The sequence below is a fragment of the Bradyrhizobium sp. SZCCHNS3002 genome, assembly GCF_032377435.1.
Taxonomy (GTDB): Bacteria; Pseudomonadota; Alphaproteobacteria; order Rhizobiales; family Xanthobacteraceae; genus Bradyrhizobium.
This window is the reverse complement of record NZ_JAUHHY010000004.1, coordinates 270,680-297,259: the sequence shown is the minus strand read 5'-3', so window position 1 is coordinate 297,259 and position 26,580 is coordinate 270,680. Positions and strand designations below refer to the sequence as shown.

Here is a 26,580-nt window from a genome sequence, read left to right as displayed (position 1 = left end):
AGGGTGTGTGGCCACCATCGGCGGTATGAAAATGACGGCGGTGGTTAACGCATGCCGGGATGTGCCGGCATTGACGTTGCGCGCGTTCACCCTCGCGCAAACATCCTGGCCTCTTTGGCGATGACCGGCTTCACAGCTTCCCCCAGCCGCGCGGCGGCCGCGTCGACCGACAGGCCCGCTGTATCCACGACGGCGTTGGCCCTTGCGTACAGCGGCTCGCGGCTGGCGAGGATGTTGCGCAGCTCGGCCATCGCCGAGCGGTCGTCGGCCATCGGGCGGAGGTCGCCCTGCTTGCGCACGCGCCCCATGTGCTCCTCCGGCTCGGCCTTCAGCCAGATCGTGTAGAACGAGGTCAGGATCAGGTCGAAGGTCACCGGTTCGGAGACGATGCCGCCGCCGGTCGCCAGCACCATCGGCTCCTTGCGCGCCAGCAGCTGCACCAGGGCGGCCTGCTCCATGCGGCGAAAGCCTTCCTGGCCGTAGAGCGCGATGATCTCGGCAACCGACAGCCCGTTCTGCCGCTCGATCTCCTTGTTCAGCTCGACGAAGCTCCAGCCGATCCGCGCCGCCAGCATCTTGCCGAGCGTCGACTTGCCGGCACCGCGCAGGCCGATCAGCGCAATGCCCGAGAACGAACGCCGCAGCGGCGCCGATGCGCCGCCGGCAAGCAGCTCCTTGACCTCGGCGATCTGGCTCGGGCTCGCCTTCTTCAGGAGATCGCGAATGACTGGCCAGTCCGGCGATGGCTCGCCGCCGGGGATGATGTCGTCGAGCGGCGCGTTGATCGCGTTGGCGATGCGGCGCAGCAGCACGATCGAGACATTGCCCTTGCCGCTCTCGAGCTGGGCGATGTAGCGCTCGGAAATCCCGGAGACCTCGGCCAGCACCTTGCGAGACATGCCGGCGAGGCCGCGCATCCGCCGCACCCGCTGGCCCAGCTGGTCGAGGAAATCGGTCTCGGCCGCGGACTGGCCGTCGTCGCGCGGGGCATCGCTGTGTGGCGTCATATCCCTGAGGTACTCTTTTGAGCAGGAAACATAATGCCGGGGAGGATTGACAGCAAGCGATGTTGGTGGCCTTGTATGAATTATAATTCAAAAATCCGGGGAGAATGCCGTGAGGTCGTACAATGCGGTATCGTGGCTGCTTGACCGCAATGTCGAGGCGGGGCGCGGCGACAAGCTCGCCTACACGGACACGGTCTCGGAGCTGACCTATCGCGGTTTGCAACAGCAGACCTGCCGCGTCGCCAACATGCTGCGCCGCCTTGGCGTCCGCCGCGAGGAGCGCGTGGCGATGATCATGCTCGATACGGTGGATTTCCCCGCGGTGTTTCTTGGCGCCATGCGCGCGGGCATCGTCCCGGTGCCGCTCAACACGCTGCTGACCTCGGAGCAATACGCCTATGTGCTGGCCGACTGCCGCGCCCGCGTGCTGTTCGTGTCCGAGGCGCTGTATCCGGTGGTGAAGGACATTGTCGGCCGGATGCCCGATCTCGATTGCGTCGTGGTCTCCGGCGCCAATGCCTTCGGCCACAAGCTGCTCACCGAGGAGCTCGCGCGCGAGAGCGATCAGTTCGACACGGTCGCCACCCACGAGGACGAGCCGGCGTTCTGGCTGTATTCGTCGGGCTCGACCGGCATGCCCAAGGGCGTGCGCCATCTGCACGGCAATCTCGCCGCGACGGCGGAGACCTATGCCAGCCAGGTGCTCGGCATCCGCGAGAGCGATGTCTGTCTGTCAGCCGCAAAGCTGTTCTTCGCCTATGGCCTCGGCAATGCGCTGACTTTCCCGCTCTCTGTCGGTGCAACCACGATCCTCAATTCCGAGCGTCCGACGCCGGCGCTGATGTTCAAGCTCCTCAACCGCTACAATCCGACCATCTTCTACGGCGTGCCGACCTTGTTCGCCGCGATGCTGCACGATGAGTCGCTGCGCCATGAGAAGGCCGGCAACGCTCTGCGCATCTGCACTTCGGCCGGCGAGGCGCTGCCGGAATCGGTCGGCAATGCCTGGAAGGCGCGGTTCGGCGTCGACATTCTCGATGGCGTCGGCTCGACCGAGCTGCTGCACATCTTCCTGTCCAACGTGCCCGGGGACATCAAATACGGCTCATCGGGGCGCCCCGTGCCGGGCTATCAGGTTCGTCTTGTCAACGAGGCCGGTGAGGGCGTGCCGGACGGCGAGGTCGGTGAGATGCTGGTGCACGCGCCCTCGGCTGGCGAAGGCTACTGGAATCAGCGCCACAAGACCCGCTCGACCTTCGAGGGCTATTGGACGCGCACCGGCGACAAATATGTTCGCGATGCCGATGGCCGCTACACCTTCTGCGGCCGCTCCGACGACATGTTCAAGGTCTCCGGCATCTGGGTGTCGCCGTTCGAGGTCGAGAGTGCGCTGATCACGCATCCCTCCGTGCTGGAGGCCGCCGTGGTGCCGGAAGCCGATCCGGAGGGCCTGCTGAAGCCGAAGGCCTATGTCGTGCTGCGCCCGAGCGTCGATCGCTCGACCCTGCACGAGGCACTGAAGGAACACGTCAAGCAGAAGATCGGCCCGTGGAAATATCCGCGCTGGATCGAGGTGGTGGAATCCTTGCCGAAGACCGCGACCGGCAAGATCCAGCGCTTCAAGCTGCGCGAGGGGGCGAGCCAATAATTGGTCTTCCTGCCCGTAAGTTGGCCCTGCTTTTAGTTGTCGTCATGGCCGGGCTTGACCCGGCCAACCATCCCGCCGCGACGAAGAAAGGCGTGGATGCCCGGGCCTTCGCCGCGTCGAAGCGGCTTCGGCCGCGCAGGCGGGGCAAGCCCGGGCATGACGAAGGAGAGAGTGACCGTGCAGCTTTCACCGAACGGCTTCCTCACCATCGACTCCGCCCAGCTCGAATATCGTCTCATCGGCCCGCAGCCGTCCGACGCCCCTTGCATCGTGCTGCTGCATGAAGGGCTGGGCTCGGTCGGCCTGTGGGGCGACTTCCCCGACAAGCTCCAACAGGCCACCGGCGCCTCCGTGCTCGCCTATTCCCGCGCCGGCTACGGCGCCTCGAGCCCGGTCACTCTGCCGCGCCCGCTCGACTACATGCAGCGCGAGGCGCGCGATGTCCTGCCGAAGCTGCTCGACGCGATCGGCTTCCGGCGCGGTCTTCTCGTCGGCCATTCCGACGGCGCCTCGATCGCGGCGATCTATGCCGGCAGCCACGCCGACCATCGCCTCCAGGGTATCGTGCTGATCGCGCCGCATGTCATCGTCGAGGACGTTTCGGTGTCGTCGATCGCCGCGATCAAGACCACTTACGAAACCACGGAGCTGCGCACCAAGCTCGGCCGCTGGCACAAGGACGTCGACAATGCGTTCCATGGCTGGAACGGCGCCTGGCTCGATCCGGCGTTCCGGACCTGGGACATCACGGCTGACCTCGCCTACATCCGCGTCCCCGTGGCCGTGATCCAGGGCGTCGATGACCAGTACGGCACCCTCCGCCAGGTCGAGATCCTCCAGGAGGAGTGCTACTGCCCGGTCGAGGTGACGATGCTGCCCAAGACCGGCCATTCCCCGCATCGCGAGGCGCCCGAGGCGACCCTGCGCGTTATCGCCGAGTTCGCCGCAGCCACCTTGCCGTCACCGGCATCACAAACATGAAACAAAGTGCATGTTCTGGCATTTAACGGTAGACGCCAGTCATAACATGAATTATTGTGCATCTCAACGATAAGCACTCCAACGAAGGGTGACTCATGGCCGGGGAAGACCGCGTGCTCGCGGGAGGCAAGACGTTCATCGATTTTCAGACCGATCCCTCCCGCTACAAACATTGGAAGCTCTCGATCGACGGCGAGGTGGCGACGCTCGCCATGGATGTCGACGAGAATGGCGGCCTGTTCGAGGGCTACCAGCTCAAGCTCAATTCCTATGATCTCGGCGTCGACATCGAGCTTGCAGATGCCGTGCAGCGGCTGCGCTTCGAGCACCCGCAAGTGAAGGTCGTGGTGCTGCGCTCGGCCAAGCCGCGCGTGTTCTGCGCCGGCGCCAACATCCGCATGCTCGCGGGCGCGACCCACGCCCACAAGGTGAACTTTTGCAAGTTCACCAACGAGACCCGCAATGGCTTCGAGGATTCATCCGAGAATTCCGGCCAGCGCTTCATCACCGTGGTGAACGGCACCGCGGCCGGCGGCGGCTATGAGCTCGCGCTCGCCACCGATCACATCATCCTCGCCGATGACGGCTCGTCTTCAGTGTCGCTGCCGGAGGTGCCGCTGCTCGCGGTGCTGCCCGGCACCGGCGGCCTGACGCGCGTCGTCGACAAGCGCAAGGTGCGCCGCGACCGTGCGGACGCGTTCTGCACGACGGAGGAGGGCGTCAAGGGCAAGCGCGCCGTGCAATGGCGTCTCGTCGACGAGATCGCGCCGAACTCCAAGGTCGATGCCAAGGTCGCCGAGCGCGCCAGGGAGTTCGCGGCCGCATCCAAGCGCAACGGCAGCGGCAAGGGCGTCGCGCTCACGCCGCTCAAGCGCATCATTGACGCGAGCAGCGTGCGCTACGGCTTCGTCAATGTCGACATCGACCGCGCCGCCCGCATCGCCACCATCACGGTCTCAGCTCCCGAGGCCGCGCCGCCGGCCGACATCGACGGCATGATCGGGCAGGGCGCCTCGTTCTGGCCGCTGCAGGTCGCGCGCGAGCTCGATGACGCCATCCTGCATCTGCGCATCAACGAACTCGGCATCGCAATGCTGGTGTTCAAGTCGCAGGGCGAGAACTCCCAGGTCCTGGCCTACGACGCCTTCCTCGAAGCCAACAAGGCGCATTGGCTGGTCAACGAGATCAGGCACTATTGGAAGCGCGTGCTCAAGCGCATCGACGTCACGTCGCGCACGCTGGTGACGCTGGTCGAGCCCGGCTCGTGCTTCGCCGGCACCTTGGCCGAGCTCGTGTTCGCCTCCGACCGCTCCTACATGCTGATCGGCACCATCCAGGGCGACAACCGCCCGGCGCCTTCCATCGAATTGTCGGCGATGAATTTCGGTCCCTATCCGATGAGCCACGGTCTGACCCGGCTGCAGTCGCGCTTCCTCGACGATCCCAACGGGCTCGAGCGCGTGCACGAGCAGGTCGGCAAGCCGCTGGAGGCAGATGAGGCCGAGGAGCTCGGCCTCGTCACCTTCGCGCTCGACGATATCGACTGGGAGGACGAGATCCGCGTCTTCCTCGAGGAGCGCGCCAGCTTCTCGCCCGACAGTCTCACCGGCCTCGAGGCCAATCTGCGCTTCGCCGGTCCCGAGACGATGGAATCGAAGATCTTCGCTCGCCTGACCGCCTGGCAGAACTGGATCTTCCAGCGCCCCAACGCGGTCGGCGAGGAGGGCGCGCTCCGGCGCTACGGCACCGGCGAGCGGCCGCAATACGACATGACGCGCGTGTAGTTATCATCCGTCATGGCCGGGCTTGGCCCGGCCATGACGGGCTCATCGACACGAACGACGTGGATGCCCGGCACAAGGCCCGGCATGACCACCGGGAAGATTTCAGGGAGGCACGCCATGAACATGAACATCATGAACGTCGACTACTCGACCAAGATTCCGAACAACGTGAATCTCGCCGAGGACCGCCAGGTCCTCAAGGCGCTGGAAGGCTGGCATCCCGGCTATGTCGACTGGTGGAACGACATGGGCCCGGAAGGCTTCCAGCAGTCGCTCGTGTATCTGCGCACGGCCTATTCGGTCGATCCGCGCGGCTGGGCGAAGTTCGACTACGTCAAGATGCCGGACTATCGCTGGGGTATCCTGCTGGCCCCGCAGGAAGAGGATCGCAAGATTCCGTTCGGCGAGCATTATGGCGAGCCGGCGTGGCAGGAGGTCCCCGGCGAATATCGCGCGCTGATGCGCCGCCTGATCGTGATCCAGGGCGACACCGAGCCGGCCTCGGTCGAGCAGCAGCGCCATCTCGGCAAGACGGCGCCGTCGCTCTACGACATGCGCAACCTGTTCCAGGTCAACGTCGAGGAGGGCCGTCACCTCTGGGCGATGGTCTACCTGCTGCAGAAATATTTTGGCCGCGATGGCCGCGAGGAGGCCGACGAGCTGCTGCGCCGCCGCTCTGGCGATGCGGACTCTCCGCGCATGCTCGGCGCTTTCAACGAGAAGACGCCGGACTGGCTGTCGTTCTTCATGTTCACCTACTTCACCGACCGCGACGGCAAGATGCAGCTGCACAGCCTCGCGCAATCCGGCTTCGATCCGCTGTCGCGCACCTGCCGCTTCATGTTGACTGAAGAGGCGCATCACATGTTCGTCGGCGAGACCGGCGTCGGCCGCGTCATCCAGCGCACCGTCGAGGCGATGCGGGCCGCCGGCATCGACGATCCCACCGATATCGCCAAGGTCCGCGCGCTCGGCGTCATCGACCTGCCGACCATCCAGAAGAAGCTGAACCTGCACTACACGCTGTCGCTCGACCTGTTCGGCTCGGAGGTCTCGACCAACGCGGCGAACGCCTTCAACGCCGGCATCAAGGGCCGCTATCACGAGACCCAGATCCAGGACGATCACCAGCTCAAGAACTCGACCTATCCGGTGCTCAAGCTGGTCGACGGCGAGATCAAGCGGGTCGACGAGCCGGCGCTGACCGCGCTCAACATGCGCCTGCGCGACGACTACTCGCAGGACTGCATCAAGGGCCTGTTGCGCTGGAACAAGATCATCACCACCGCCGGCTACGACTTCCAGCTCAAGCTGCCGCATACCGCCTTCCACCGCGCCATCGGCGAGTTCAAGGACGTCCATGCGACGCCCGAGGGCATCCTGATCGACGAGGGCACGTGGGCGAAGCGCAAGGGCGACTGGCTGCCCTCGGCCGACGACGGCGCCTACATCTCCTCGCTGATGAATCCCGTCACCGAGATCGGCGAATACGCGTCGTGGATCGCACCCCCGAAAGTCGGCATCGACAACAAGCCGGGTGATTTCGAGTACGTGAAGATCGAGACCTGAGACCTGGACCCGGTCTGTTCCCTCCCCCCTTGTGGGGGAGGGCTAGGGAGGGAAGCCGCGGAGACGGTCGTTCGTGGCTTACCCCCCCCTCTCCACCCCTCCCCCACAAGGGGGGAGGGAGTCGACCTTTCCTTGGGTTACTAATTCGGCCTCAACTATCCCAGCCCGCGCCTGGAATGCCGGGATTCGCGTAGACGATGCCGCCATCGACGGCGATCGTGTTTCCCACCACATAGTCGCCCGCCCGCGACGCCAGGAAGATCGCTGTCCCCGCCATGTCCTCGTCGGTGCCGATGCGGCCCGCGGGCACGCGCGCGGCGACCTCGTCGGCGTTGTCGCGCGCGGCCTTGTTCATGTCGGACTTGAACGGGCCCGGCGCGATCGCGGTGACCACGATGTGGTCCTTGATCAGCTTGGCGGCCATGCGCCGCGTCAGATGGATCAGGCCGGACTTGCTCGCCGCATAGGAATAGGTCTCGAGCGGGTTGACGAAGATGCCGTCGATCGAGGCGATGTTGATGACCTTCGCCGGCCGATCGGCGCTGGCCGCCGCGCGCAACGGCGCCGCCAGCGCCTTGGTCAGGAAGAACGGCGTCTTGAGGTTGAGGTTCATCACCTTGTCCCAGCCGCTCTCGGGAAACTCATCGAAGTCGGCGCCCCAGGCGGCGCCGGCATTGTTGACGAGGATGTCGAGCCTGGGCTCGCGCGTCTTGATCTCGGCCGCGAGCATGTCGATACCCGCCATCGTCGAGATGTCGATCGGCAGCGCGATGCACTCGCCGCCATATTCCGCCGTCAGTGCCTTGGCCGTCTCCTCGCACGGACCGGCCTTTCGCGCCGTGATGTAGACCCGCGCTGCGCCCTGCGCGAGCAGCCCGGACGCGATCATCTTGCCGATGCCGCGCGAGCCGCCGGTGACGAGCGCGATGCGGCCTTCGAGCGAGAACAGGTTCTTGAGCATGGTGCCTCCCTTTTGCTTATGTCGTGCGCGCTTGTGTGCGGGACGCGCTGGCACTGTCAAGTGAGACGCAGTCGCAAGGATTTGCCGCAATTCATCGGGGGTGTGAAGACGCGGCCTATGCCGCGTCGATGCGGCGGAAGCCGTTCCACATCGCGGTCGCGGCGCCCGAGGTCAGCACCGGCAGCACGCGGGCGTCCTGGTAATGGCCGTTCAGCGAGACGCGCGACAGAGCCGTGAGATGATCGGCGCTTTCGGCGAAGATCATGCCGGGCCGGGTGGTGACGGCGGTCTTGTAGCCGCTCGCGGCCGCCAGCACGAATTCGCGCTGCGAGGCGGCGGCGCGGTCGCCGTAGGGGTAGGCCATGTGCAGCACAGGCCGCTGCAACTCGTTCTCGATCCGGGCACGGCTGTCGGCGATCTCGATGCGCGCCGTCTCCTCGGTCTGCTTGGCGAGATTGCAGTGACTGATCGAATGCGCGCCGATCGAGATCAATGGCTCCACCGACAGCGCCCGAAGCTCGTCCCAGGACAGGCAGAGCTCACGGCAGATCGACGCCTCGTCGACGTCGTAGCGCGCGCACAGCGCGCTGATCTCGCGCCGGACGTCGTGTTCGCCCGGCAGTGCGCGCAGCCAGTCGTGCAGGCGCTGGAACGTCACGCATTTGGCTGCCGGCGTCGATGCATCGAGCTGCAACGACAGCCCGCCGATCTTGATGTCGATCGCGTTGGTCTTCGCGACCAGCCGCTCCAGCGTCACCCACCAGAGCCGGCCGTTTCCGGACGCGAAATCGGTGGTCACATAGATCGTGAACGGCGCATCGAACTCGCGCATGACAGGCAGCGCGAAGTCGCGATTGTCGCGATAGCCGTCGTCGAAGGTGAAGCAGGCAAAGCGGCGCGAGAAGTCCTTCGCCATCAGCCGGCTGTGCAACTCGTCGAGAGTGATGATCTCGATGTCGTGGTCGCGCAGGTGCGACAACATCTCGCGCAGGAAATCCGGCGTGACCTCGAGGTGACAATTGGGCTGGAAATCGGCGTCGCGGTGCGGCCGCACATGATGCAGCGTATAGATCGCACCCACGCCCGAGAAGATCGGGCGCAGCCAGACATGCGCGCCGCTCAGATACAGCGCTTCCAGGCCGGCGCGGATAAAGGTTTTGCGAAATCGCCTCATCTGAAATATGCGGCCCGGTGAGTGTCGGGACAAGGTTACCGACGAATGATTGAAGAAAACCTTAGCCTGCGGTCGCAACGTACCGTGCGGCGCTCCTCATTTCCGGTTTGACAGGCATGCAAGGGTTTGTTTTCTCTCTGCTTCCTCGATGCGACGGATGACGAATGCGCGGACTTTTCAGGTGGAGCGGGAAATGGTGGCCTGGTGTCATCCCGCTGATCGTGCTTTGGGGCTTCGCGGCCTGGACCAGCACCGTTCCCCTGGAGAATGATCTCGCCGGTCGCAGTGCGGCCGCCCTGAAGGGGGCGGTGCTCGACAGGACGAGCATCACGGTGGATGGCCGCGATGTCTCGCTGCGCGCCAATGCGTTTTCCGAGGCCGGGCGCCGCGATGCCGTCGCCGCGGTCGACGCCGTGGCCGGCGTGCGGCTCGTCAACGACGAGACCCGGCTGGTCCCCGAGGCCAAGCCGTTCGTCTGGTCGGCCGAGCGTGACGTCGTCCGGGTGACGCTGGGTGGCAGCGCGCCGTTGCCCGCCTTGAAGGGCAAGCTGATGGACGCGACCCGGGCGGCGCTGCCGGGCGTGGAGGTCGCTGACCAGATGGGCCTGGCGCGCGGCGCGCCGGCGCGCTTCGAGGATGCGGCGCTGCTGCTGATCGGCCAGATCGCCAAGCTGAAGGACGGCAAGTTCACGATCTCCGACGGCGACGTCACATTGTCCGGCATGGCGCGCGAACTCGGCGGCCGCGAGGCGATCGCGGCCGCGCTCGGAAAGCTGCCCGACGGCTTCAAGGTCGCCAGCAACGAGGTCAAGGCGCCGCCCTATGTCTTCCAGGCCTACAAGGACCCGGTCGCGGTGACCGTGACGCTCGCCGGCAACGTTCCAGACGAGAACATCCACGCCGTCGTCATCGGCTCCTCATCGCGCAAATTCTTCAGCGAGAAGGTCGTGGACAATCTCAAGAACAGCCTCGGCGCGCCGGCCAATTTCGTGAATGCGGTGGTGCCGGCGCTGGGCGCCTTGTCGCGGCTGTCGACCGGCACGCTGGTGGTGTCTGACCGTGACATCAAGATTTCCGGTGATGCGCTCTACGACGCCGCCGCGGCCCAGATCCGGACCGGGCTCGCCAAGGACGTGCCGCAGGGCTGGCAGGTGAAGGCCGAGATCACGGTTAAGCCGGCAGCCGCCCCGGTCGATCCCACGGTGTGCCAGCAGCTGTTCTCCGACCTGCTCGGCAAGGCCAAGATCCGCTTCGAGACCGGCCGCAGCGACCTCGACCGCGATTCCACCGGTCTGCTCGACCGCCTCGTCGAGATCGCGTTCCGCTGTCCCTCCGCCAATGTCGAGATCATCGGGCACACCGATGCTGAAGGCGACTCTGCGGCCAATCAGGTGCTGTCGCAGAAGCGCGCCCAGGCGGTCGTCGATTATCTGGTCAAGGCCGGGCTGCCGGCCGATCGTTTCAGCGCGATCGGCTATGGCAGCACCCAGCCGATCGCCGCCAACGACACCGCCGACGGCCGGGCGCAGAACCGGCGCATCGAATTCGTGGTGAGGTAACGTCATGGCCTATCTCGTTGCCTTTCACTGGGGCTGGCTGGCCGGCGCATTCGCCATCGGGCTGGCGATGGGCTGGGTCGCCGTGGTGCATCGCGCCCCGCGCGTGTCGGGCTGGCTGACCTGGCTGCTGGCGGCGCTGGCCGCCGGCCTGGTCGCGGCGGCCGTGGTCTCCCTGATCCCCGGCCGGGCCGGCTACTGGCTCGAGCTGTTGCTGATCATGTTCGTGCCCTACCTCGTCGGCTGCGCCATCGGCACCTGGCTGCGGGCGCTGGTGGTGATCCGCAGCATGCGGACGAAATCGGCGGCCTGAAACCGCCCGCACCGGACTGCCCCCGACGCCACCTGCCGAGACTGCGGCGGGCGCGCCCACCGTCCGCGTGCCCAGGTCATCGCAACTGCGAGACACGAAGGTTTGACGAGGCGCGAACCTGTCAAACGCGCAGCTCGCGCTTATCGTTGAGCCATGCCGACCCGCCGAGCCATGGGGCGCCCCGGAAAGCCCGGAGATCCGCGTTCCTCACCAAAGTTTAACCTGGGGTTTGCAGGCTGGCGGGAGCGTGCGCTGACCCGCCGTCCTGCATGATGCCTTGCCTGACGTCTTTGCCTGATGTCTTGCCTCATGTGCGGCAAAACGGTGCATCGCATTTCCGTAAAGCCTGCTAAGTATATCCATGTGTACGCTTTTGTTCGCACGCTCCGTGTTCCCCAATGCGTCGAAACGCGCTACGAGGGCGTTGTATGCGCACATGATGCTGCGGCCTCCGGGGCGCGGCATCCCCGGCCGTCGTGATCGGATCACGGTGAGAGGTGTAGATGCTTGAAGCCATACGCAGAGCGGCCACGTTCCTGCGCGAGAAGCAAGTCCTGCACAAGCTCGGCGTGCTGATCAGCATCGCGGTGATCGCGGTCGCCTGCTACGTCCTCTACCACATGCTGCGCGGCATCGACACCTACGAGGTGCTCGAGGCGATCAAGAGCACGGAGCCGCATCAGATCGCGCTCGCCGCGCTGTTCGTCGCCGCCGGCTATTTCACGCTGACCTTCTACGATCTGTTCGCGGTGCGCGCCATTGGCCACGACCACGTGCCCTACCGCGTCAACGCGCTGGCTGCCTTCACCAGCTATTCGATCGGCCACAATGTCGGCGCCAGCGTCTTCACCGGCGGCGCCGTGCGCTACCGCGTCTATTCGGCCCATGGGCTGAACGCCATCGACGTCGCCAAGATCTGCTTCCTCGCCGGCCTGACGTTCTGGCTCGGCAATGCCGCCGTGCTCGGGCTCGGCATCAGCTATCATCCGGAGGCCGCGGCCTCGATCGACCAGCTGCCGCCCTGGGTCAACCGCATGGTGGCGATCGCGATCCTGGTCGGCCTGTTGGGGTATGTCGCCTGGGTATGGACCAAGCCGCGCGTGGTCGGCCGCGGGCCGTGGACCGTGGTGCTGCCGAGCGGCCCGCTGACCCTGTTGCAGATCGCGATCGGCATCATCGACCTCGGTTTCTGCGCGCTGGCGATGTACGTACTGGTGCCGGACGAGCCCAATCTCGGCTTCGTCGTGGTGGCCGTGATCTTCGTCTCGGCGACCCTGCTCGGCTTCGCCAGCCATTCCCCCGGCGGGCTCGGCGTGTTCGACGCCGCGATGCTGGTCGGGCTGTGGCAGATGGACCGCGAGGAGCTGCTGGCCGGAATGCTGCTGTTCCGGATGCTGTATTATTTGGCGCCGTTCCTCATTTCTGTAATCTTGCTGACGTTTCGCGAGGTTATCATCAGCACGCGGTCGAAGCGGCTGCGGCAGGCCGCGCTCAGCCTCGATCCGGGCCCCCCGCCCGAAGCCGCTTTTGTGAGGAAACGCAGCGATTCCGGTGCCTGACGCCAGTTCAAGGGAACAATCGGACCAGATGGCCCTCGACGCTCCCTCCGACACCTCGCTCTCGATCTTCACCCCCTGGCCGGACCGGCTGCGCCATTCCGCGATCATCCTGCTCGCTGCGGCGCTCGCGCTTGTCGGGCTCGTGCTGCTGGACGAGCTGCTGCCGCTGCGGGCCCTGGCGGTATTCCTGTGCATTGCCGCCGCCGCCCTGGTGCCGTGGCGGCTGCATGGCGCGGTCGCCAAGCGCGAGGAGGAGCGCCACGCCAACCCGGTCGAGGCGCCGGCCGTGAGCGCGGTGGTCGAGGGCATCCCCGATCCCGCCGTGCTGCTCGACCGCGCCGGCCGCGTCATCCACCTCAATGGCGCCGCCGCGCAGCTCGCGCCGGCCCTGCGCAAGGGCGAGCTCGCCCAGTTCGCGCTGCGCACGCCGGAGATCATCACCGCGCTGCGCGAGGCGATCGCCACCACCGAGATCCGTCGCGCCACCTATCACGATCACGTTCCGGTCGATCGCTGGATGGAGCTGATCGTCACGCCGGTGCCGGTGCCGACGGCGTTCGGCGGCACCGACAAATGCATGCTGATGACGTTCCACGATCTAACCCCGCTGCGCCGGGTCGAGGAAATGCGCGCCGACTTCGTCGCCAATGCGAGCCACGAGCTGCGCACGCCGCTGGCGGCGCTCTCGGGCTTCATCGACACGCTGCAGGGGCCGGCGAAGGACGATCCGAAGGCGCGCGAGCGCTTCCTCGGCATCATGCACATCCAGGCGACGCGCATGGCGCGGCTGATCGACGATCTCCTGTCGCTGTCGCGGGTGGAGCTGTCGGCGCATGTCCAGCCCCACGCCATGGTCGACGTCGTCCCCATCATCCGCCAGGTCACCGACGGGCTGGAGTCGCTGGCCAGGGAGCGCCAGGTGGTGATCGAGACCAGCCTGCCGGAGGCGCCGGTGACGATCGCCGGCGACCGCGAGGAATTGCTGCGCGTGTTCGAGAACCTGATCGAGAACGCGCTGAAATACGGCGCCTCGGGCGGGCGCGTGATCGTCTCGCTGGAGCAGGCCGTCTCCGCCGAGAACGCGCCGGAGATCCGGGTCAAGGTGCGCGATTTCGGCCCGGGCATCGCGCCCGAGCATCTGCCGCGCCTGACCGAGCGCTTCTATCGCGTCGATGTCGGCGACAGCCGCGCGCAGGGCGGCACCGGGCTCGGCCTCTCCCTGGTGAAGCACATCCTCAACCGCCATCGCGGCCGGCTGCTGATCGAGAGCGTGCCGCGCAATGGCGCCGCCTTCACGGCCTGCTTTCCGCAGTCGAAGCCCGCGCGGGGCGCCTGATCGCCCGTCGCATCTGCGGCCCGGCGCGGGCCGGGCTCACGTCCATGGTCGTTGTGAGTTGAGGCCGCCGGAGTCCCCGGGGCGATGCGGAGCCATCCTCATCGCCTGTCGCGGCCAACCGCTCAGCGCGTGGTCGACTTCGCCGGCTGGCGGCGGCGGTCGGCCGCGGGCTGATAGGCGACACGCGAATGCTGTGCGCAATAGGGCAGGCCGGAAAGCGCCTTGCCGCCGCAGAAGAAGAAATCCGCGCTCGAGGGATCGCCGACCGGCCAGTGGCAGGTCGCCTCGTTGAGCTCCAGCAGCGACAGCCGCTGGTTCATCGGCACGACGTTGTCGAATGCAACCGGATCGGGCTCCGCCTCGACCTCGAAAACCTGTGCGAGCGCCGTGTTGCCGCGCGCAACCGGGCGCGCCACCCGCATCATCGGCTGGGCCGGGCGGGCCGCCTTGCGCTGGCGCGGTGCCGCGGTGGCCGGGCTCTTGGCGCGGCCGGACAGGCCCAGCCGGTGCACCTTGCCGATCACGGCGTTGCGCGTCACGTTTCCGAGTTCCGCGGCGATCTGGCTGGCCGATAGTCCGGCTTCCCAGAGTTTTTTCAGTTGCTCGACGCGATCGTCGGACCAGGTCAATACGGTCATCGAACCTTTCCCTTCGCGTTGCGCCGGCCAATTCCGGGACGGCGCTGCGATGCTGTCTCAAGAAAATCCCTGGCGGCAGAATCCCTTATCCCTCGCCGGGCGCGCACGAGGCACCCGGACGTTACGCAAACTCAGAGAACTTCGAGAGGGATCAGAACTGCCGCACGAGATGTCGTACTCGACGTCGAAAACGCTACAATATGGCGTGACTCTCGCGCAAGAGTCGGTGGCCGCAGTCCACACATTCCGTGGTTCCCTGTGGCACGTCTCGAGCCGTGTCGTGCGTCCGCAATCTCACGGGCCGGCCCCGCCATGCATCGGCTGACGCGTAGTTGACTCCCACCGCTGCCCGCATACAATAGATGTACGTGCCGCCTTGAAAAGGCGGCACATTTTGTTTTCCAGGGTGGGGTCCCTGATGCGCGATGGCGCCGCGTGGCGCGTGTCTCGGCCGGCCCGTCAGCTCATGTGATCCGCCATGACCAGTGTTGCCGCTACGCATCTCCTCCCCGTATTCGCCCGGGTCGATCTTTCGTTCGAGCGCGGCGAAGGCGCGTGGCTGATCGCGACCAATGGCGATCGCTATCTCGATTTCACCTCGGGCGTCGCGGTCAATTCGCTCGGCCATGCGCACCCGCATCTGGTCAAGGCGCTGCAGGAACAGGCGGCCAAGCTCTGGCACATGTCGAACCTGTTCAAGAGCCCGGATGGCGAGCGCCTCGCCGCGCGGCTGTGCGAGCAGAGCTTTGCCGACTACGTGTTCTTCGCCAATTCCGGCGCCGAGGCGATGGAAGGCGCGATCAAGATCACGCGCAAATATCACGCCGCCAAGGGCCATCCCGAACGCTACCGTATCATCACCTTCGAAGGCGCGTTCCACGGCCGCACGCTGGCGACGCTCGCCGCGACAGGGTCGGCCAAATATCTCGACGGCTTCGGTCCGCCGATGGACGGCTTCGATCAGGTTCCGTTCGGCGACATCGAAGCCGTGAAGAAGGCAATCGGTCCGCACACCGCCGGCATACTGGTCGAGCCGGTGCAGGGCGAGGGCGGGGTGCGCACCGCACCGCTGCCGTTCTACAAGGCGCTGCGCCAGCTCTGCGACGACAGCGGTTTGTTGCTCGTCATCGACGAGGTCCAGACCGGCATGGGCCGCACCGGCGATCTGTTCGCGCATCGCTGGCTCGGCGTCACGCCGGACGTGATGTCGCTGGCCAAGGCGCTCGGCGGCGGGTTTCCCATCGGCGCCGTGCTCGCGACGGCCGAGGCCGCGTCGGGCATGACGCCGGGCTCGCACGGCTCGACCTTCGGCGGCAATCCGCTGGCGGTGGCCGCGGGCAACGCCGTGCTCGACGTGATGCTGGCGCCCGGCTTCTTCGATCACGTCCGCAGGATGTCGCTGCTGTTGAAGCAGAAGCTCGGTGCCGTTCTCGATCGTCATCCCGACATCATCTCCGAGATCCGCGGCGAGGGCCTTCTGATCGGCGTCAAGGCGGTGGTGCCGTCGGGCGATCTGGTCGCGGCGCTGCGCGATCAGAAGCTGCTCACGGTGGGCGCCGGCGACAACGTCGTGCGCTTTCTGCCGCCGCTGATCGTCAACGAATCCGAAATCGAACAATCGGTCGAGATGCTCGATCGCGCCTGTGCGGCGCTGTCGGGCAAACCTGCCAGGCAGGCGGCCGCATCATGAGCAAGACCATGGGCAATACGCCGCGTCATTTCCTCGATCTCACCGAGATGCCGGTCGAGGAGCTGCGCAACGTGCTGGCGCTGTCGAGCGCGATGAAGAAGACCTTGAAGGCGCGCGAGCCGGCGAAGAAGCCGCTCGAGGGCAAGGTGCTGGCGATGATCTTCGACAAGCCGTCGACGCGCACCCGCGTGTCGTTCGACGTCGGCATGCGCCAGCTCGGCGGCGAGGCGATCATGCTGACCGGCACCGAGATGCAGCTCGGCCGCGGCGAGACCATCGCCGACACCGCGCGCGTGCTGTCGCGCTATGTCGACGCCATCATGATCCGCATCCTCAGCCACGAGGCGCTGCTCGAGCTCGCCGCGCACGCCACCGTGCCGGTGATCAACGGCCTGACCCGGCGCTCGCATCCCTGCCAGGTGATGGCCGACGTGATGACCTTCGAGGAGCATCGCGGTTCGATCGAGGGCCGCACCGTGGCCTGGACTGGCGACGACAACAACGTGCTGGCGTCCTGGGCGCATGCCGCCGAGCGCTTCAAGTTCCGGCTCAACGTCGCCACCCCCCCGCAGCTGTCGCCGGGCAAGCCGATGAAGGATTTCATCCGCGCCACCCGCGCCGACATCCATCTCGGCCACGACCCGGAAGTGGCCGTGGCGAATGCCGACTGCGTCGTCACCGACACCTGGGTGTCGATGGGCGACAAGGACGGCGAGCATCGCCACAACCTGCTCAAGCCGTATCAGGTCAATTCGAAGTTGATGTCCTTGGCCAAGCCCGAGGCGCTGTTCATGCACTGCCTGCCCGCCCACCGCGGCGAGGAGGTTACCGACGAGGTGATCGACGGCCCGCAGTCCGTCGTCTTCGACGAAGCCGAAAACCGCCTGCACGCCCAGAAGGGCATCCTGGCGTGGTGCTTCGGCGAGCGGGCGTAGGGTTCGACGGCGCTACACCACAATTGTCGTCCCGGCCTTGAGCCGGGACCCATACCGCGTGATCGAACTGGTTTGCAGCGGTGGCCGTTGCTCTGCTTAGTTGTCGGGATCGTGGTTCGTTCGTCAAGGCCTGGTGTGGGCTGCAAGACGAGTGACTACTACCGACGTCCCTCGATAGCATCCGCGGTATGGGTCCCGGCTCAAGCCGGGACGACAGCCGGGGGGTGCCCTTCCATTCGTGCCAAAAAACCCCAAATACGCCCCATGACAGCCAATCCCCCCGCTACCAACATCAACCTCGACACCAGCCGCGCGCCCTCGGCGGTGCCGGTCGACGACGCCGTGCTGCCGTTCGAAGTCGCGGCGCTCGATCTGCGCGGGCGGCTGACCCGCATGGGCCCGGCGCTCGACGACATCCTCACCAAGCACGCTTATCCCGCGCCCGTGGGCAAGCTGCTCGGCGAAGCCATCGTGCTGACGACCCTGCTCGGCTCCTCGCTGAAGTTCGACGGTCGCTTCATCCTGCAGACCCAGACCGATGGTCCGGTCTCGTTTCTGGTTGTCGACTTCCAGGCGCCCGACCGGTTGCGCGCTTACGCACGCTATGACGAGGCGCGGCTCTCGGAAGCGAAGGACTCCGGCGGCCTGCTCGGCAAGGGCCATCTGGCGATGACCATCGACCAGGGCGCCGACATGAGCCGCTACCAGGGCCTCGTCGCGCTCTCCGGCGGCAGCCTGGAGGAGGCCGCGCACGAATACTTCCTCCGCTCCGAGCAGATCCCCACGCGGGTGCGCCTCGCCGTCGGCGAGGAGTGGAGCGGCGGCAAGCACCGCTGGCGCGCCGGCGGCCTGCTGACGCAATTCCTGCCGCAGGCGCCCGAGCGCCTGCGCCAGGCCGATCTGCATCCCGGCGATGCGCCGGAGGGTACCGAGCTGCATGCGGTCGAGGAAGACGAGGCCTGGATCGAGGGTCAATCGCTGGTCGCGACAGTCGAGGATATCGAGCTGATCGACCCGGCGCTGTCCGGCGAGCGGCTGCTGTATCGTCTGTTCCACGAGCGCGGCGTGCGCGTGTTCGACACCGTGCCGCTGCAGGCGCGCTGCTCGTGCTCGCGCGACGCGGTCGCCAACATGCTGAAGAGCTTCTCGCCCCAGGACCGCGCCGACATGGTCAAGGACGACAAGGTCGTCGTCACCTGCGAGTTCTGCTCCTCGGTCTATCAGTTCACCCCGCACGAGGCGGGCGTGACGGAGAACTAGGCCGTCGATTCACGATGCGACGGCCCGGCAGGAGTGATTGGACGGCCGGCGATGCCCCAGCGAGCGATCCCGCAAGGCGTGATGCGCAACAGGGCGCCGGATCGTGACGCGATGGGATGGAGTCGCATTACTGATCAGTTCGCACAAACCTCGCGACAAGCGCCTCCAGCAATATGTCGCTCGACCGCTTGATCTCGGCGGCCGGCACGTCCTGCAAGAACAGGGTCAGAACGCCGTTCGAAGCCGCCCAGATCGTTCGTGACGCGGTGTCCACGTCGGTCGTCAAACGCCCTTGGGCTTCAAGCCGCTCGACCACCGCCCGCATGAGTCCGAAAGCCTCTCTGGACGCGCCTGGGTCCGACCGGGTTTGATCGATCATCATGCGGAACAATTTTGGTCGTTCGAGTGCGAAAGCGATCCAGCCGTTCCAGCCGCGCTTCAGATCGGCGAGGGCGTCGGCGGTCTGACGGTTGGTCCGCTTCTGTGTCATGAACGTCTCGACCCCCCGCAAGACCAGGGCACGCAGCAATCCGCTCTTGTCACCGAAGTGGTGATAGAGCGTTGGCGCGGTCACGCCCGCCGCTTGGCACACCGCCCGCGTCGTCACGGCTTCGGGGCCCTGCCGTTCCAGGATTTCAGCGGCGGCGGATAGAATCTGATCTTCGGTCGACATCGACTGTCCCTGACGGATCTTGCATTGGTCTATAGCGGTGCTATATGAGTGCTATAGCAACGCTATAGAGGTAGCATGAAAAACGTCTTTGTCACAGGCGGCTCCGGCTTCGTCGGCAAGCGCCTCATCGCGCGGTTGCGGGAGATGAATGTGCGAGTGGTCGCGCTGGTTCGCAGCGACGAGGCGGCGGCGGCCGTCGAGGGCCCGGGTGTCGTGACCCGTCGGGGCGACCTTCAGGACGAGATGGCGCTGACCGAGGGTATGCAAGGGTGCGACACGGTCTTTCACGTGGCCGGGCACTTGAGCGAGTGGGACCCTCATACGCTGTTTCGCGAGGCCAATGTTGACGGCACGCGCAAGATGCTGGCCGCCGCCAAGGCGGCTGGCGCATCGACATTTGTCGCCGCCGGAGCCGCCGCGGTGGTGATGGGACGTCCGAAGCCGATGAGGGACGTCAGCGAGGATGCGACGCTGCAAAGGCCGTCCTGGGCGCCCTACATCGCGACCAAGGCGGACGCCGACCAGATGGTGCGGCAGGCCAACACGGCTGCGTTTCGCACGATCGTGGTCCGGCCGCCGATGATCTGGGGCGAGGGGATGCCGATGCTCGATGCCATGGTCGAAACCGCGAGGGCAGGTCATTTCGCGCTGCCCGACGGCGGTGGACAGCTCATGTCCACGAGCCACGTCGACAATGTCGTCGCATGCCTGCTATTGGCGGCCGAAAAAGGCCGGGGCGGGCAGGCCTACCATGTCACCGACGGGCAGGCCGGCACGCTCAAGCAGGTGATCACCGATCTGCTCGGCACCCGGGACGTTCCCCCCATCCAACGATCCGCACCGTTCGGCATCGCCTGGCGCATGGCGGCCGTCATGGAGACCGTCTGGCGCATGTTTCATCTGCGCTCCAAGCCGCCGATCACGCGCCAGACACTGCGCATGATCGGCCAGGATTTCACGCTCGACATCAGCAAGGCGCGAAGCGACCTCGGCTACACCCCGGTCGTGACCTGGGCCGAAGGCATCGCGCGCATGCGGGGATGATCGAAGGGCGTCGCGCTGGCGGCACGGTGGCCCCGACGGGGCCTCCGAGCGTGATCGCGTTCCCACGATCGCGAGCGGTGGTCGCGGGCGGTGGGCACGGCGCCGTGCACTTGTGCCTCTATCGTCGGGCCTCCAAGTGCCTTTTGCCCGCCCTATGGTCCGGTGCTTCGTCGCTATTAGTTCATCCTGGATCGTGCCGACCGCACTGCCCGTCGCGCTCCTTTGTCGCAGCAACAAACAACTTGTGTCGTCGGGCAAATCACTGGCACATTTCCGCGCGTCTCTGCTGCCGCATGAGGGGCGTTTCGCGACCGTCACGAACCGTTGGCAGTGGGATGCGATGGGCGTGTATTGCCGCAGCGTGGATCAGTCCGCGCGGACGAACGGCGATGCACGCACGGTCAAGTCGCGCGGTCCTGATATCCCGACGCTGATATCAACTCACGCCGGAGCTTTCGCTTCGCGTGGGGATGGTGGCCAGAAAGCACGGCGCACCAGGGAGAACGCGAAGCAGCCGTTAAAACCGATCGCGCAGGGAGGGCCGGGTCGTTCCGGCTGAACCTGTGGTACCTGCCGCCTGCATTCTTTTCGCAGGCGGGCCACGGGCCTCAGCCGAGGCCCGGCCTTCCCTGCGCCCTCTGCTTGGAGAGGGCGAACGAATCGACAAAGCTCGGGCGCGGGATGCGTCGCGAGAACGCGAAGTGCTGTGACGTCAGTCAGAGAGGGGCGGTGTGACGCAATCTCGCTTCGACAGAAATGGTTTCGTCCCCGCCTAGTGCGCAATTGCGCACGTCGCGCGGGGAACCATAACCACAGGGTCTTGTGGTGAAACGGCATCGTCGCTCCAGCCGTCGCCAAACTGCACACTGTGGTTATGGGTCCCGGGTCGGCGCATCCGCCAACGCTGGCGCGTTGTCGGACGCTTGCCCGGGACGACAGCTGAGCAGAAGTCAGCGGGTGTGCCGGGCCGATACGCGATGAACGTTGAAAGCCAAGTACAAAAATGCGGGTGCACGATCGGTCATCAGCCGAACCAAGTGCACGCTCGGCTAATTCAACACCCGCTTGCCGCCGTCCGGGCTGTCGAGCGAAAACGCCGGCACGGCGATGTCGAAGTGCTCGCCGCTCTCGCTCTCCATCTGGTAGGAGCCGGCCATGAAGCCGGACGCGGTGGTGAGCGGCACGCCGGAGGTGTATTCGAAGCGCTCTCCTGGCGCGAGCACCGGCTGCTCGCCGACCACGCCCTCGCCGCGCACCTCCTGCTGCCGGCCGATCCCGTCGGTGATGATCCAGTGGCGGCTGCGCAGCCGCACCGTCTCCTCCCCGCTGTTGGTGATGACGACGGTATAGGACCAGAACCAGCGGCCATCGGCCACCGACGACTTCTCAGGCAGGAAGTTCGGTTCGACGGTCACTTCGATGTGGCGAGTCACGGCGCGATACATGGTGGCATTGTAGCGGAAACCCGCGCCGGAACCAATCGCGACGCCATCGTGCTTTCAACACAGTTCCGCATTATGGCACCAGAATCGCGGACTCTGTCGGCCGTACGCGCGGTCCGTTCCTTGGACTCGGATCGGGCGCGGCCGGCAGACCCTGGCGGCGATCGACCTGTCCTGCGTCGTGCGATCGCCCACCAGCTGGCCGCCAAGGTCGAAAAACTGGGCACGGCCCAGCTGATAAGTCCTTCATCGCTTGCGCAAAAACTGCGCGGCCCTACATTTCCCCTGCCGGGCCTCGAAGGCTGGCAGCCTTGACGCGGTGCCTGATGACGTCGATTGCCGATCGCCTTGCCGGACCGTCCGCCCCCGCAGCCAGCGCCGCACCCGCGCCGGCTGCGGAGACCGCCGCCGCGGCGAGCGCGGCTGCACCTGTGGTCGCATCAGCATCAGCCGTCGCGGCCGCGCCGGCCGCCACTGCTGCACCCGCCACCACCGCTGCTCCGGCGATCACCTTCCCGGCGGTCGGCGAGCGCGAGCTGCGGCTCGACCTGTTTCGCGGGCTGGCGCTATGGCTGATCTTCATCGACCACCTGCCGCCGAACCTGCTGACCTGGTTCACGATCCGCAACTACGGCTTCTCCGACGCCACCGAGATCTTCATCTTCATCTCCGGCTACACGGCGGCATTCGTCTATGGCCGGGCGATGCAGGATGCTGGCTTCATCGTCGCCACCGCGCGCATCCTGCGCCGCGTCTGGCAGATCTACGTCGCCCATGTCTTCCTGTTCACGATCTTCCTCGCCGAGATCTCCTACGTCGCGACCAGCTTCGAGAACCCGCTCTACACCGAAGAGATGGGGATCATGGATTTTCTCAAGCAGCCGGACGTGACCATCGTGCAGGCGCTGATCCTGCGCTTCCGCCCCGTCAACATGGACGTGCTGCCGCTCTACATCGTGCTGATGCTGTTCCTGCCGCTGATCCTGTGGCTGATGCGCTGGCGTCCGGATGTCACGCTCGGGCTCTCGGTCGTTCTCTACGCACTCACCTGGGAGCTCGATCTCTATCTGACGGCCTATCCGAACGGCTTCTGGGCGTTCAACCCGTTCGCCTGGCAGCTCCTGTTCGTGTTCGGTGCGTGGTGCGCGCTCGGCGGTGCTCATCGCATGTCGCGCATCATCAACTCGCCGATCACGCTCGGGCTCTGCGTCGCCTATCTGGTCGCGGCGTTCTGCGTGACCTTGACCTGGTACATCCCGCAGCTCGGCCATCTGATGCCGCGCCGAATCGAGCAGTGGATGTATCCGATCGACAAGACCGACCTTGACGTGTTGCGCTTCGCGCATTTCCTCGCACTCGCAGCACTCACCGTGCACTATCTGCGCAAGGATTGGCCGCTGTTGAAGTCGCCGTGGCTGCGCCCGCTGATTGTTTGTGGGCAACACTCGCTCGAGATCTTCTGTCTTGGCGTATTTCTGGCGTTTGCGGGCCACTTCGTCCTTGCCGAAGTGTCCGGCGGCGCCATGATGCACGCGGTGATCAGCCTTTGCGGCATCCTCATCATGTGGGGGGTGGCGTCGTTGATTTCGTGGTACAAGCGTGAGGCCGATAAGGGCGCCGCGCGAAAAGGTGCGCGCAGCAACGCCGATCTGGCGGGAGGGGGCTGATGAAGTCCGTCTCGTGGTTAAGGTTTGGTATCGCGGCGCTGGCTGTTTCGCTGGCGGCCTCCGCGCGCGCGGAAGACGCGCCGCAGAACTGCGAGGTGCCGGCCTACCTGCTGACCACCGAGAGCCCGCTCCCGAAGGTTGCAGACGCCGTCAAGAACGGCCGCACACTCGATATTCTCGTCGTCGGAAGCCGCTCGTCCTCGATCGTCAACACCTCCGACGCCAATGCGTACCCCGCCCGTCTGCAGGCTGCGCTGAAGGACAAGCTGCCGGCGGTCGCCGTCAATCTCAGCATCGAGCTGCAGCCCAAGAAGACGGCCGAGGAAGTCGCGGGCAATCTCGTTAAACTGGTGGAAGGAAAAAGGCCTAATTTGGTCATCTGGCAGACCGGCACGGTCGACGCCATGCGGTCGATCGATCCTGATGAGTTCCGGCAGGCGGTCGACGACGGTGTGGCGACGCTGCAGAAAGCAGGAGCTGACGTCGTCTTGATGAATCTGCAATACAGTCCGCGGACGGAAACATTGATCTCCGTGCCGCCCTATGTCGACAACATGCGTGTGGTGGCGCAGCACCGCGACATTCCGCTGTTCGATCGGTTTGCCATCATGCGGCAGTGGAACGAGCAGGGCGATTTCGACCTGTTCAATCCGACGCACGGGGTCGAGCTGGCCAGGCAGGTTCATGACTGCATCGGCCGGGCGCTGTCGAAGTTCATCATCGACGCGGCGCATATCGGGCCGGCGCAGCAGAACTAGGATTATGTCGTTCATGACGTCGAATGAGTGTCACCGCGTATCCGGGACATGGGAGAAGCTTTCGGCCGTTGCGGTCATTGCCATCGCCCTCGCGCTGAGCCCGCAGACGGTACGGGCGCAGAGCGCAGCGCCGGCTGCACCCGCCGCGCTGTCCGATGTGGAGAGCTCCGGTCCGAAGACTCCGCTGATCAGCGAGCTGCGACCTAGCATCGGACACGTCACATTGGCGCAGGCGAACGATCAGGTGCGCGGGCCGATCGCCGCGGTGCGCCCGGCGGCCACGACCGCGCCGCCTGCGGCGACGACCGCGCCGGCCATGACCGATGCACAGCCGCCGGCCGCAGCCGGGCAGGGCGTCGCGGCCACGCCGCCGCAATCGCGCAGCATCACCGAGCGGGCGATCGACAAGGTCAAGCAGGTCGCCAAATCGGCCACCGACATCTTCAACCGCGTGCCGTGCCTGGCGCCGAAGGGCGTCGCGAAGAAGAATTTCATTTCGCTGCCGCACGTCGCCAACAAGCTCGCCTCCGGCCTGCCGATCGTGATCGTCGCCTTCGGCTCGTCGTCGACGCAGGGCTATGGCGCGAGCGCGCCGGACTACACCTATCCGAATCGGCTCGCCGCGCAGCTGCGCCGGCAATATCCGATGGTCGACATCAGCGTCATCAATGCCGGCGTCGGCGGCGAGGATGCGCCGGAGATGATGAAGCGGATCGAGACGTCGGTGATCGACCGTCACCCGGATCTCGTGATCTGGCAGGTCGGCACCAATGCCGTGCTGCGCGATCTCGATCCGGCCGAGACCGCCAGGCTGGTCGAGGACGGCGTCGCCAAGATCCAGGCCGCAGCCTCCGATGTCGTGCTGGTCGATCTGCAATATTCGCCGCGCGTGAACGAGCGGCAGGAGAGCGCGGGTCGCATGAACAAGCTGCTCGGCCGCATCGCCGAGCTGCATCACGCCGGCATCTTCCCGCGCTTCGAGGTGATGCGCGACTGGCACGAGCGGCAGGCGATCCCGATGAACGAGTTCGTGATCTCGGACGGCTTGCATATGAGCGATTGGGGTTATGCCTGCTTCGCACAACTGCTCGGCGACGACATCATCCGCTCGGTTGGCCAGGTCAAGCTCGGCATCAACGCGCCGGCCGAGGTGCCGACCTATCGGCCGATGTGACGCCGCGGGCGTTATCCCGGGGCGCTCGCCGCGCGAGCGAACCCCGGGATCCGGAGGTGATGTGCGGATGAGGAATGACAAGTAGCGCGCAGGGATGAGATCGGTCTACTCGCGACGCCACTTCACCATTCGCTACGCCGCGCTGAGGGCGGCGTCGAGATCCTCGATCAGATCGTCGGCATGCTCGAGCCCGGCGGAGAAGCGGATGAAGCCCTCGCTGATGCCGAGCTCGGCGCGCGCGTCCGGCGTCAGCCGCTGATGCGTGGTCGTTGCGGGATGCGTGACCAGCGTCTTGGCGTCGCCGAGATTGTTGGAGATGCGCGCGAGCCTCAATCCGTTGAGCATACGGAACGCCGCCGCCTTGCCGCCCTTCACCTCGAAGCCGACCAGGGTCGAGCCGGCGCGCATCTGCTTCTTGACCGTCGCCGCCTGCGGATGGTCCTCGCGTCCGGGATAGATCAGCCGCGAGATCTTCGGATGCGCGGCGAGAAAATCGGCGACCTTGCCGGCGGTCTCAGTCTGCGCGCGCACGCGCACCGCGAGCGTCTCCAGGCCCTTGAGCAGGACCCAGGCGTTGAACGGCGAGATCGACGGGCCGGTCTGGCGCATGAAGTTGTGGATGTGCTCGGCGATGAACGCTTCCGACGACAGGATCACGCCGCCGAGGCAGCGGCCCTGGCCGTCGATGTGCTTGGTCGCGGAGTAGACGACGACGTCCGCGCCGAGCGCGAGCGGGCTCTGCCAGATCGGCGTGGCGAACACGTTGTCGACGATCAGCCGCGCGCCATGGGCGTGCGCGATCTCGGCGATCGCGGGAATGTCCATCACGTCGAGCGTCGGATTGGTCGGGCTCTCGAGGAAGAAGCTCTTGGTATTCGGCCTGACCGCCTTCTGCCACTGGTCGAGATCGAGCCCATCGACCAGCGTCGACTCGATACCGTAGCGCGGCAGGAGATCCTCGACCACGTAGCGGCACGAGCCGAACAGCGCTTTGGCCGCGACGACGTGATCGCCGGCCCGCAGGGGGGCCAGGATCGCCGTGGTGACCGCAGCCATGCCGGTTGCGGCCGAGCGGCAGGCCTCGGCGCCCTCGAGCTCGATCATGCGGCGCTCGAACATCGCCGTGGTCGGATTGGAGAAGCGCGAATAGATGAAGCCGGGATCCTCGCCCTTGAAGCGCGCCTCGCACTCCTCGGCCGTGGCGTAGACGAAACCTTGCGTCAGATAGAGCGCTTCGGCGGTCTCGCCGAATTCGGAGCGCAAGGTGCCGGAATGCACCAGCCGGGTTTCGGGACGATACTGGGCGAACGACACCGGCGCCTTCGCGGGGGACTTCGACATGTGACCTCCATCGTGACCACCGCGCTCGGCGCGATGGACACAAAAAAACCGGCCTGGGAAAACTCCTCAA

The 26,580-nt window shown here is 65.9% G+C and carries 23 protein-coding genes; 16 read left to right on the top strand and 7 right to left on the bottom strand.

The window, feature by feature from the left end:
- Positions 1–86: 86 nt before the first annotated feature.
- Positions 87–1,007: a helix-turn-helix transcriptional regulator gene (locus tag QW845_RS11050; RefSeq protein ID WP_315801607.1), complete on the bottom strand. Its 921-nt coding sequence runs from the start codon at positions 1,005–1,007 to the stop codon at positions 87–89.
- A 109-nt stretch (positions 1,008–1,116) separates the two neighbouring features.
- Here QW845_RS11050 and QW845_RS11045 point away from each other — a divergent pair, with 109 nt between their 5' ends.
- The 4 genes from QW845_RS11045 (at position 1,117) to boxB (ending at position 6,989) form a co-directional block, all read left to right on the top strand.
- Complete coding sequence (locus QW845_RS11045; RefSeq protein WP_315801606.1) at positions 1,117–2,655, top strand: benzoate-CoA ligase family protein; 1,539 nt, start codon at positions 1,117–1,119, stop codon at positions 2,653–2,655.
- A gap of 177 nt (positions 2,656–2,832) precedes the next feature.
- Complete coding sequence (locus QW845_RS11040) at positions 2,833–3,636, top strand: alpha/beta hydrolase (RefSeq protein WP_315801605.1); 804 nt, start codon at positions 2,833–2,835, stop codon at positions 3,634–3,636.
- A gap of 95 nt (positions 3,637–3,731) precedes the next feature.
- Positions 3,732–5,420 (top strand): 2,3-epoxybenzoyl-CoA dihydrolase, encoded by a 1,689-nt coding sequence (gene boxC, locus QW845_RS11035; protein ID WP_315801604.1) that lies wholly within the window; start codon positions 3,732–3,734, stop codon positions 5,418–5,420.
- Between the two features lie 117 nt (positions 5,421–5,537).
- On the top strand, positions 5,538–6,989 hold the full coding sequence (boxB, locus tag QW845_RS11030; protein WP_315801603.1) for a benzoyl-CoA 2,3-epoxidase subunit BoxB: 1,452 nt from the start codon (positions 5,538–5,540) through the stop codon (positions 6,987–6,989).
- Positions 6,990–7,140: 151 nt separating this feature from the next.
- Here boxB and QW845_RS11025 read toward each other — a convergent pair whose 3' ends face one another.
- Entirely contained in the window at positions 7,141–7,950 is an 810-nt protein-coding gene (locus QW845_RS11025) for an SDR family oxidoreductase (protein WP_315801602.1), read from the bottom strand.
- A 115-nt stretch (positions 7,951–8,065) separates the two neighbouring features.
- The gene (locus QW845_RS11020; RefSeq protein ID WP_315801601.1) at positions 8,066–9,124 is read right to left on the bottom strand and encodes a polysaccharide deacetylase family protein; all 1,059 of its coding nucleotides are present in this window, start codon (positions 9,122–9,124) and stop codon (positions 8,066–8,068) included.
- Positions 9,125–9,288: 164 nt separating this feature from the next.
- Between QW845_RS11020 and QW845_RS11015 the strand changes: the two genes are divergently transcribed.
- The 4 genes from QW845_RS11015 to QW845_RS11000 all read left to right on the top strand — a co-directional run bounded on the left by QW845_RS11015 (position 9,289) and on the right by QW845_RS11000 (position 13,888).
- Positions 9,289–10,683, top strand: coding sequence for an OmpA family protein (locus tag QW845_RS11015; protein WP_315801600.1), 1,395 nt, complete (start codon positions 9,289–9,291; stop codon positions 10,681–10,683).
- 4 nt (positions 10,684–10,687) lie between these two features.
- Positions 10,688–10,993, top strand: a complete 306-nt coding sequence (locus QW845_RS11010; RefSeq protein ID WP_315801599.1) for a hypothetical protein — start codon at positions 10,688–10,690, stop codon at positions 10,991–10,993.
- Between the two features lie 503 nt (positions 10,994–11,496).
- The gene (locus QW845_RS11005; RefSeq protein WP_315751236.1) at positions 11,497–12,552 is read left to right on the top strand and encodes a lysylphosphatidylglycerol synthase domain-containing protein; all 1,056 of its coding nucleotides are present in this window, start codon (positions 11,497–11,499) and stop codon (positions 12,550–12,552) included.
- A gap of 28 nt (positions 12,553–12,580) precedes the next feature.
- A complete protein-coding gene (locus tag QW845_RS11000) occupies positions 12,581–13,888 on the top strand; it encodes an ATP-binding protein (RefSeq protein WP_315801598.1) in 1,308 nt (435 codons plus the stop codon).
- A gap of 122 nt (positions 13,889–14,010) precedes the next feature.
- Here QW845_RS11000 and QW845_RS10995 read toward each other — a convergent pair whose 3' ends face one another.
- Positions 14,011–14,526: a GcrA family cell cycle regulator gene (locus QW845_RS10995; RefSeq protein WP_315717142.1), complete on the bottom strand. Its 516-nt coding sequence runs from the start codon at positions 14,524–14,526 to the stop codon at positions 14,011–14,013.
- 478 nt (positions 14,527–15,004) lie between these two features.
- Here QW845_RS10995 and QW845_RS10990 point away from each other — a divergent pair, with 478 nt between their 5' ends.
- The 3 genes from QW845_RS10990 to QW845_RS10980 all read left to right on the top strand — a co-directional run bounded on the left by QW845_RS10990 (position 15,005) and on the right by QW845_RS10980 (position 18,411).
- Entirely contained in the window at positions 15,005–16,216 is a 1,212-nt protein-coding gene (locus QW845_RS10990; RefSeq protein WP_315801597.1) for an aspartate aminotransferase family protein, read from the top strand.
- A gap of 8 nt (positions 16,217–16,224) precedes the next feature.
- On the top strand, positions 16,225–17,151 hold the full coding sequence (argF, locus tag QW845_RS10985) for an ornithine carbamoyltransferase (RefSeq protein WP_315801770.1): 927 nt from the start codon (positions 16,225–16,227) through the stop codon (positions 17,149–17,151).
- A gap of 264 nt (positions 17,152–17,415) precedes the next feature.
- The gene (locus QW845_RS10980) at positions 17,416–18,411 is read left to right on the top strand and encodes an Hsp33 family molecular chaperone (RefSeq protein ID WP_315801596.1); all 996 of its coding nucleotides are present in this window, start codon (positions 17,416–17,418) and stop codon (positions 18,409–18,411) included.
- A gap of 127 nt (positions 18,412–18,538) precedes the next feature.
- Here the strand turns inward: QW845_RS10980 and QW845_RS10975 are convergent, their stop codons facing one another.
- Positions 18,539–19,084 (bottom strand): helix-turn-helix domain-containing protein, encoded by a 546-nt coding sequence (locus QW845_RS10975; RefSeq protein WP_315801595.1) that lies wholly within the window; start codon positions 19,082–19,084, stop codon positions 18,539–18,541.
- A 75-nt stretch (positions 19,085–19,159) separates the two neighbouring features.
- Here QW845_RS10975 and QW845_RS10970 point away from each other — a divergent pair, with 75 nt between their 5' ends.
- Positions 19,160–20,128 carry an NAD-dependent epimerase/dehydratase family protein gene (locus QW845_RS10970; protein ID WP_315801594.1) on the top strand — a complete coding sequence of 323 codons (969 nt, stop codon included), beginning with the start codon at positions 19,160–19,162 and terminating at the stop codon, positions 20,126–20,128.
- A gap of 193 nt (positions 20,129–20,321) precedes the next feature.
- Positions 20,322–20,687, top strand: coding sequence for a hypothetical protein (locus tag QW845_RS10965; protein WP_315801593.1), 366 nt, complete (start codon positions 20,322–20,324; stop codon positions 20,685–20,687).
- A gap of 490 nt (positions 20,688–21,177) precedes the next feature.
- Here QW845_RS10965 and apaG read toward each other — a convergent pair whose 3' ends face one another.
- Positions 21,178–21,573, bottom strand: a complete 396-nt coding sequence (gene apaG / locus QW845_RS10960; protein ID WP_315801592.1) for a Co2+/Mg2+ efflux protein ApaG — start codon at positions 21,571–21,573, stop codon at positions 21,178–21,180.
- Between the two features lie 323 nt (positions 21,574–21,896).
- On the opposite strand from apaG, the gene QW845_RS10955 reads away from it, so the two are divergent.
- Genes QW845_RS10955 through QW845_RS10945 form a run of 3 tightly spaced genes read left to right on the top strand, consistent with a single transcriptional unit; the run spans position 21,897 to position 25,169 of the window.
- Positions 21,897–23,237, top strand: a complete 1,341-nt coding sequence (locus tag QW845_RS10955) for an OpgC domain-containing protein (RefSeq protein ID WP_315801591.1) — start codon at positions 21,897–21,899, stop codon at positions 23,235–23,237.
- Complete coding sequence (locus QW845_RS10950) at positions 23,237–23,995, top strand: SGNH/GDSL hydrolase family protein (protein ID WP_315801590.1); 759 nt, start codon at positions 23,237–23,239, stop codon at positions 23,993–23,995. The genes QW845_RS10955 and QW845_RS10950 overlap by 1 nt, the downstream gene beginning before the upstream one ends.
- Before the next feature lie 13 nt (positions 23,996–24,008).
- Entirely contained in the window at positions 24,009–25,169 is a 1,161-nt protein-coding gene (locus QW845_RS10945) for a GDSL-type esterase/lipase family protein (RefSeq protein WP_315801589.1), read from the top strand.
- Positions 25,170–25,301: 132 nt separating this feature from the next.
- Here the strand turns inward: QW845_RS10945 and QW845_RS10940 are convergent, their stop codons facing one another.
- Positions 25,302–26,510 carry an O-succinylhomoserine sulfhydrylase gene (locus tag QW845_RS10940; RefSeq protein ID WP_315801588.1) on the bottom strand — a complete coding sequence of 403 codons (1,209 nt, stop codon included), beginning with the start codon at positions 26,508–26,510 and terminating at the stop codon, positions 25,302–25,304.
- Positions 26,511–26,580 lie beyond the last annotated feature (70 nt).

Excerpts from the sequence above, each read along its gene's own strand:
- QW845_RS11050 (WP_315801607.1), bottom strand. The coding sequence starts at position 1,007 with ATGACGCCACACAGCGATGCCCCGCGCGACGACGGCCAGTCCGCGGCC.
- boxC (WP_315801604.1), top strand. The coding sequence starts at position 3,732 with ATGGCCGGGGAAGACCGCGTGCTCGCGGGAGGCAAGACGTTCATCGAT.
- boxB (WP_315801603.1), top strand. The coding sequence starts at position 5,538 with ATGAACATGAACATCATGAACGTCGACTACTCGACCAAGATTCCGAAC.
- QW845_RS11025 (WP_315801602.1), bottom strand. The coding sequence starts at position 7,950 with ATGCTCAAGAACCTGTTCTCGCTCGAAGGCCGCATCGCGCTCGTCACC.
- QW845_RS11020 (WP_315801601.1), bottom strand. The coding sequence starts at position 9,124 with ATGAGGCGATTTCGCAAAACCTTTATCCGCGCCGGCCTGGAAGCGCTG.
- QW845_RS11015 (WP_315801600.1), top strand. The coding sequence starts at position 9,289 with ATGCGCGGACTTTTCAGGTGGAGCGGGAAATGGTGGCCTGGTGTCATC.
- QW845_RS11010 (WP_315801599.1), top strand. The coding sequence starts at position 10,688 with ATGGCCTATCTCGTTGCCTTTCACTGGGGCTGGCTGGCCGGCGCATTC.
- QW845_RS11005 (WP_315751236.1), top strand. The coding sequence starts at position 11,497 with ATGCTTGAAGCCATACGCAGAGCGGCCACGTTCCTGCGCGAGAAGCAA.
- QW845_RS11000 (WP_315801598.1), top strand. The coding sequence starts at position 12,581 with ATGGCCCTCGACGCTCCCTCCGACACCTCGCTCTCGATCTTCACCCCC.
- QW845_RS10995 (WP_315717142.1), bottom strand. The coding sequence starts at position 14,526 with ATGACCGTATTGACCTGGTCCGACGATCGCGTCGAGCAACTGAAAAAA.
- QW845_RS10990 (WP_315801597.1), top strand. The coding sequence starts at position 15,005 with ATGACCAGTGTTGCCGCTACGCATCTCCTCCCCGTATTCGCCCGGGTC.
- argF (WP_315801770.1), top strand. The coding sequence starts at position 16,225 with ATGGGCAATACGCCGCGTCATTTCCTCGATCTCACCGAGATGCCGGTC.
- QW845_RS10980 (WP_315801596.1), top strand. The coding sequence starts at position 17,416 with ATGACAGCCAATCCCCCCGCTACCAACATCAACCTCGACACCAGCCGC.
- QW845_RS10975 (WP_315801595.1), bottom strand. The coding sequence starts at position 19,084 with ATGTCGACCGAAGATCAGATTCTATCCGCCGCCGCTGAAATCCTGGAA.
- QW845_RS10970 (WP_315801594.1), top strand. The coding sequence starts at position 19,160 with ATGAAAAACGTCTTTGTCACAGGCGGCTCCGGCTTCGTCGGCAAGCGC.
- apaG (WP_315801592.1), bottom strand. The coding sequence starts at position 21,573 with ATGTATCGCGCCGTGACTCGCCACATCGAAGTGACCGTCGAACCGAAC.
- QW845_RS10955 (WP_315801591.1), top strand. The coding sequence starts at position 21,897 with ATGACGTCGATTGCCGATCGCCTTGCCGGACCGTCCGCCCCCGCAGCC.
- QW845_RS10950 (WP_315801590.1), top strand. The coding sequence starts at position 23,237 with ATGAAGTCCGTCTCGTGGTTAAGGTTTGGTATCGCGGCGCTGGCTGTT.
- QW845_RS10945 (WP_315801589.1), top strand. The coding sequence starts at position 24,009 with ATGACGTCGAATGAGTGTCACCGCGTATCCGGGACATGGGAGAAGCTT.
- QW845_RS10940 (WP_315801588.1), bottom strand. The coding sequence starts at position 26,510 with ATGTCGAAGTCCCCCGCGAAGGCGCCGGTGTCGTTCGCCCAGTATCGT.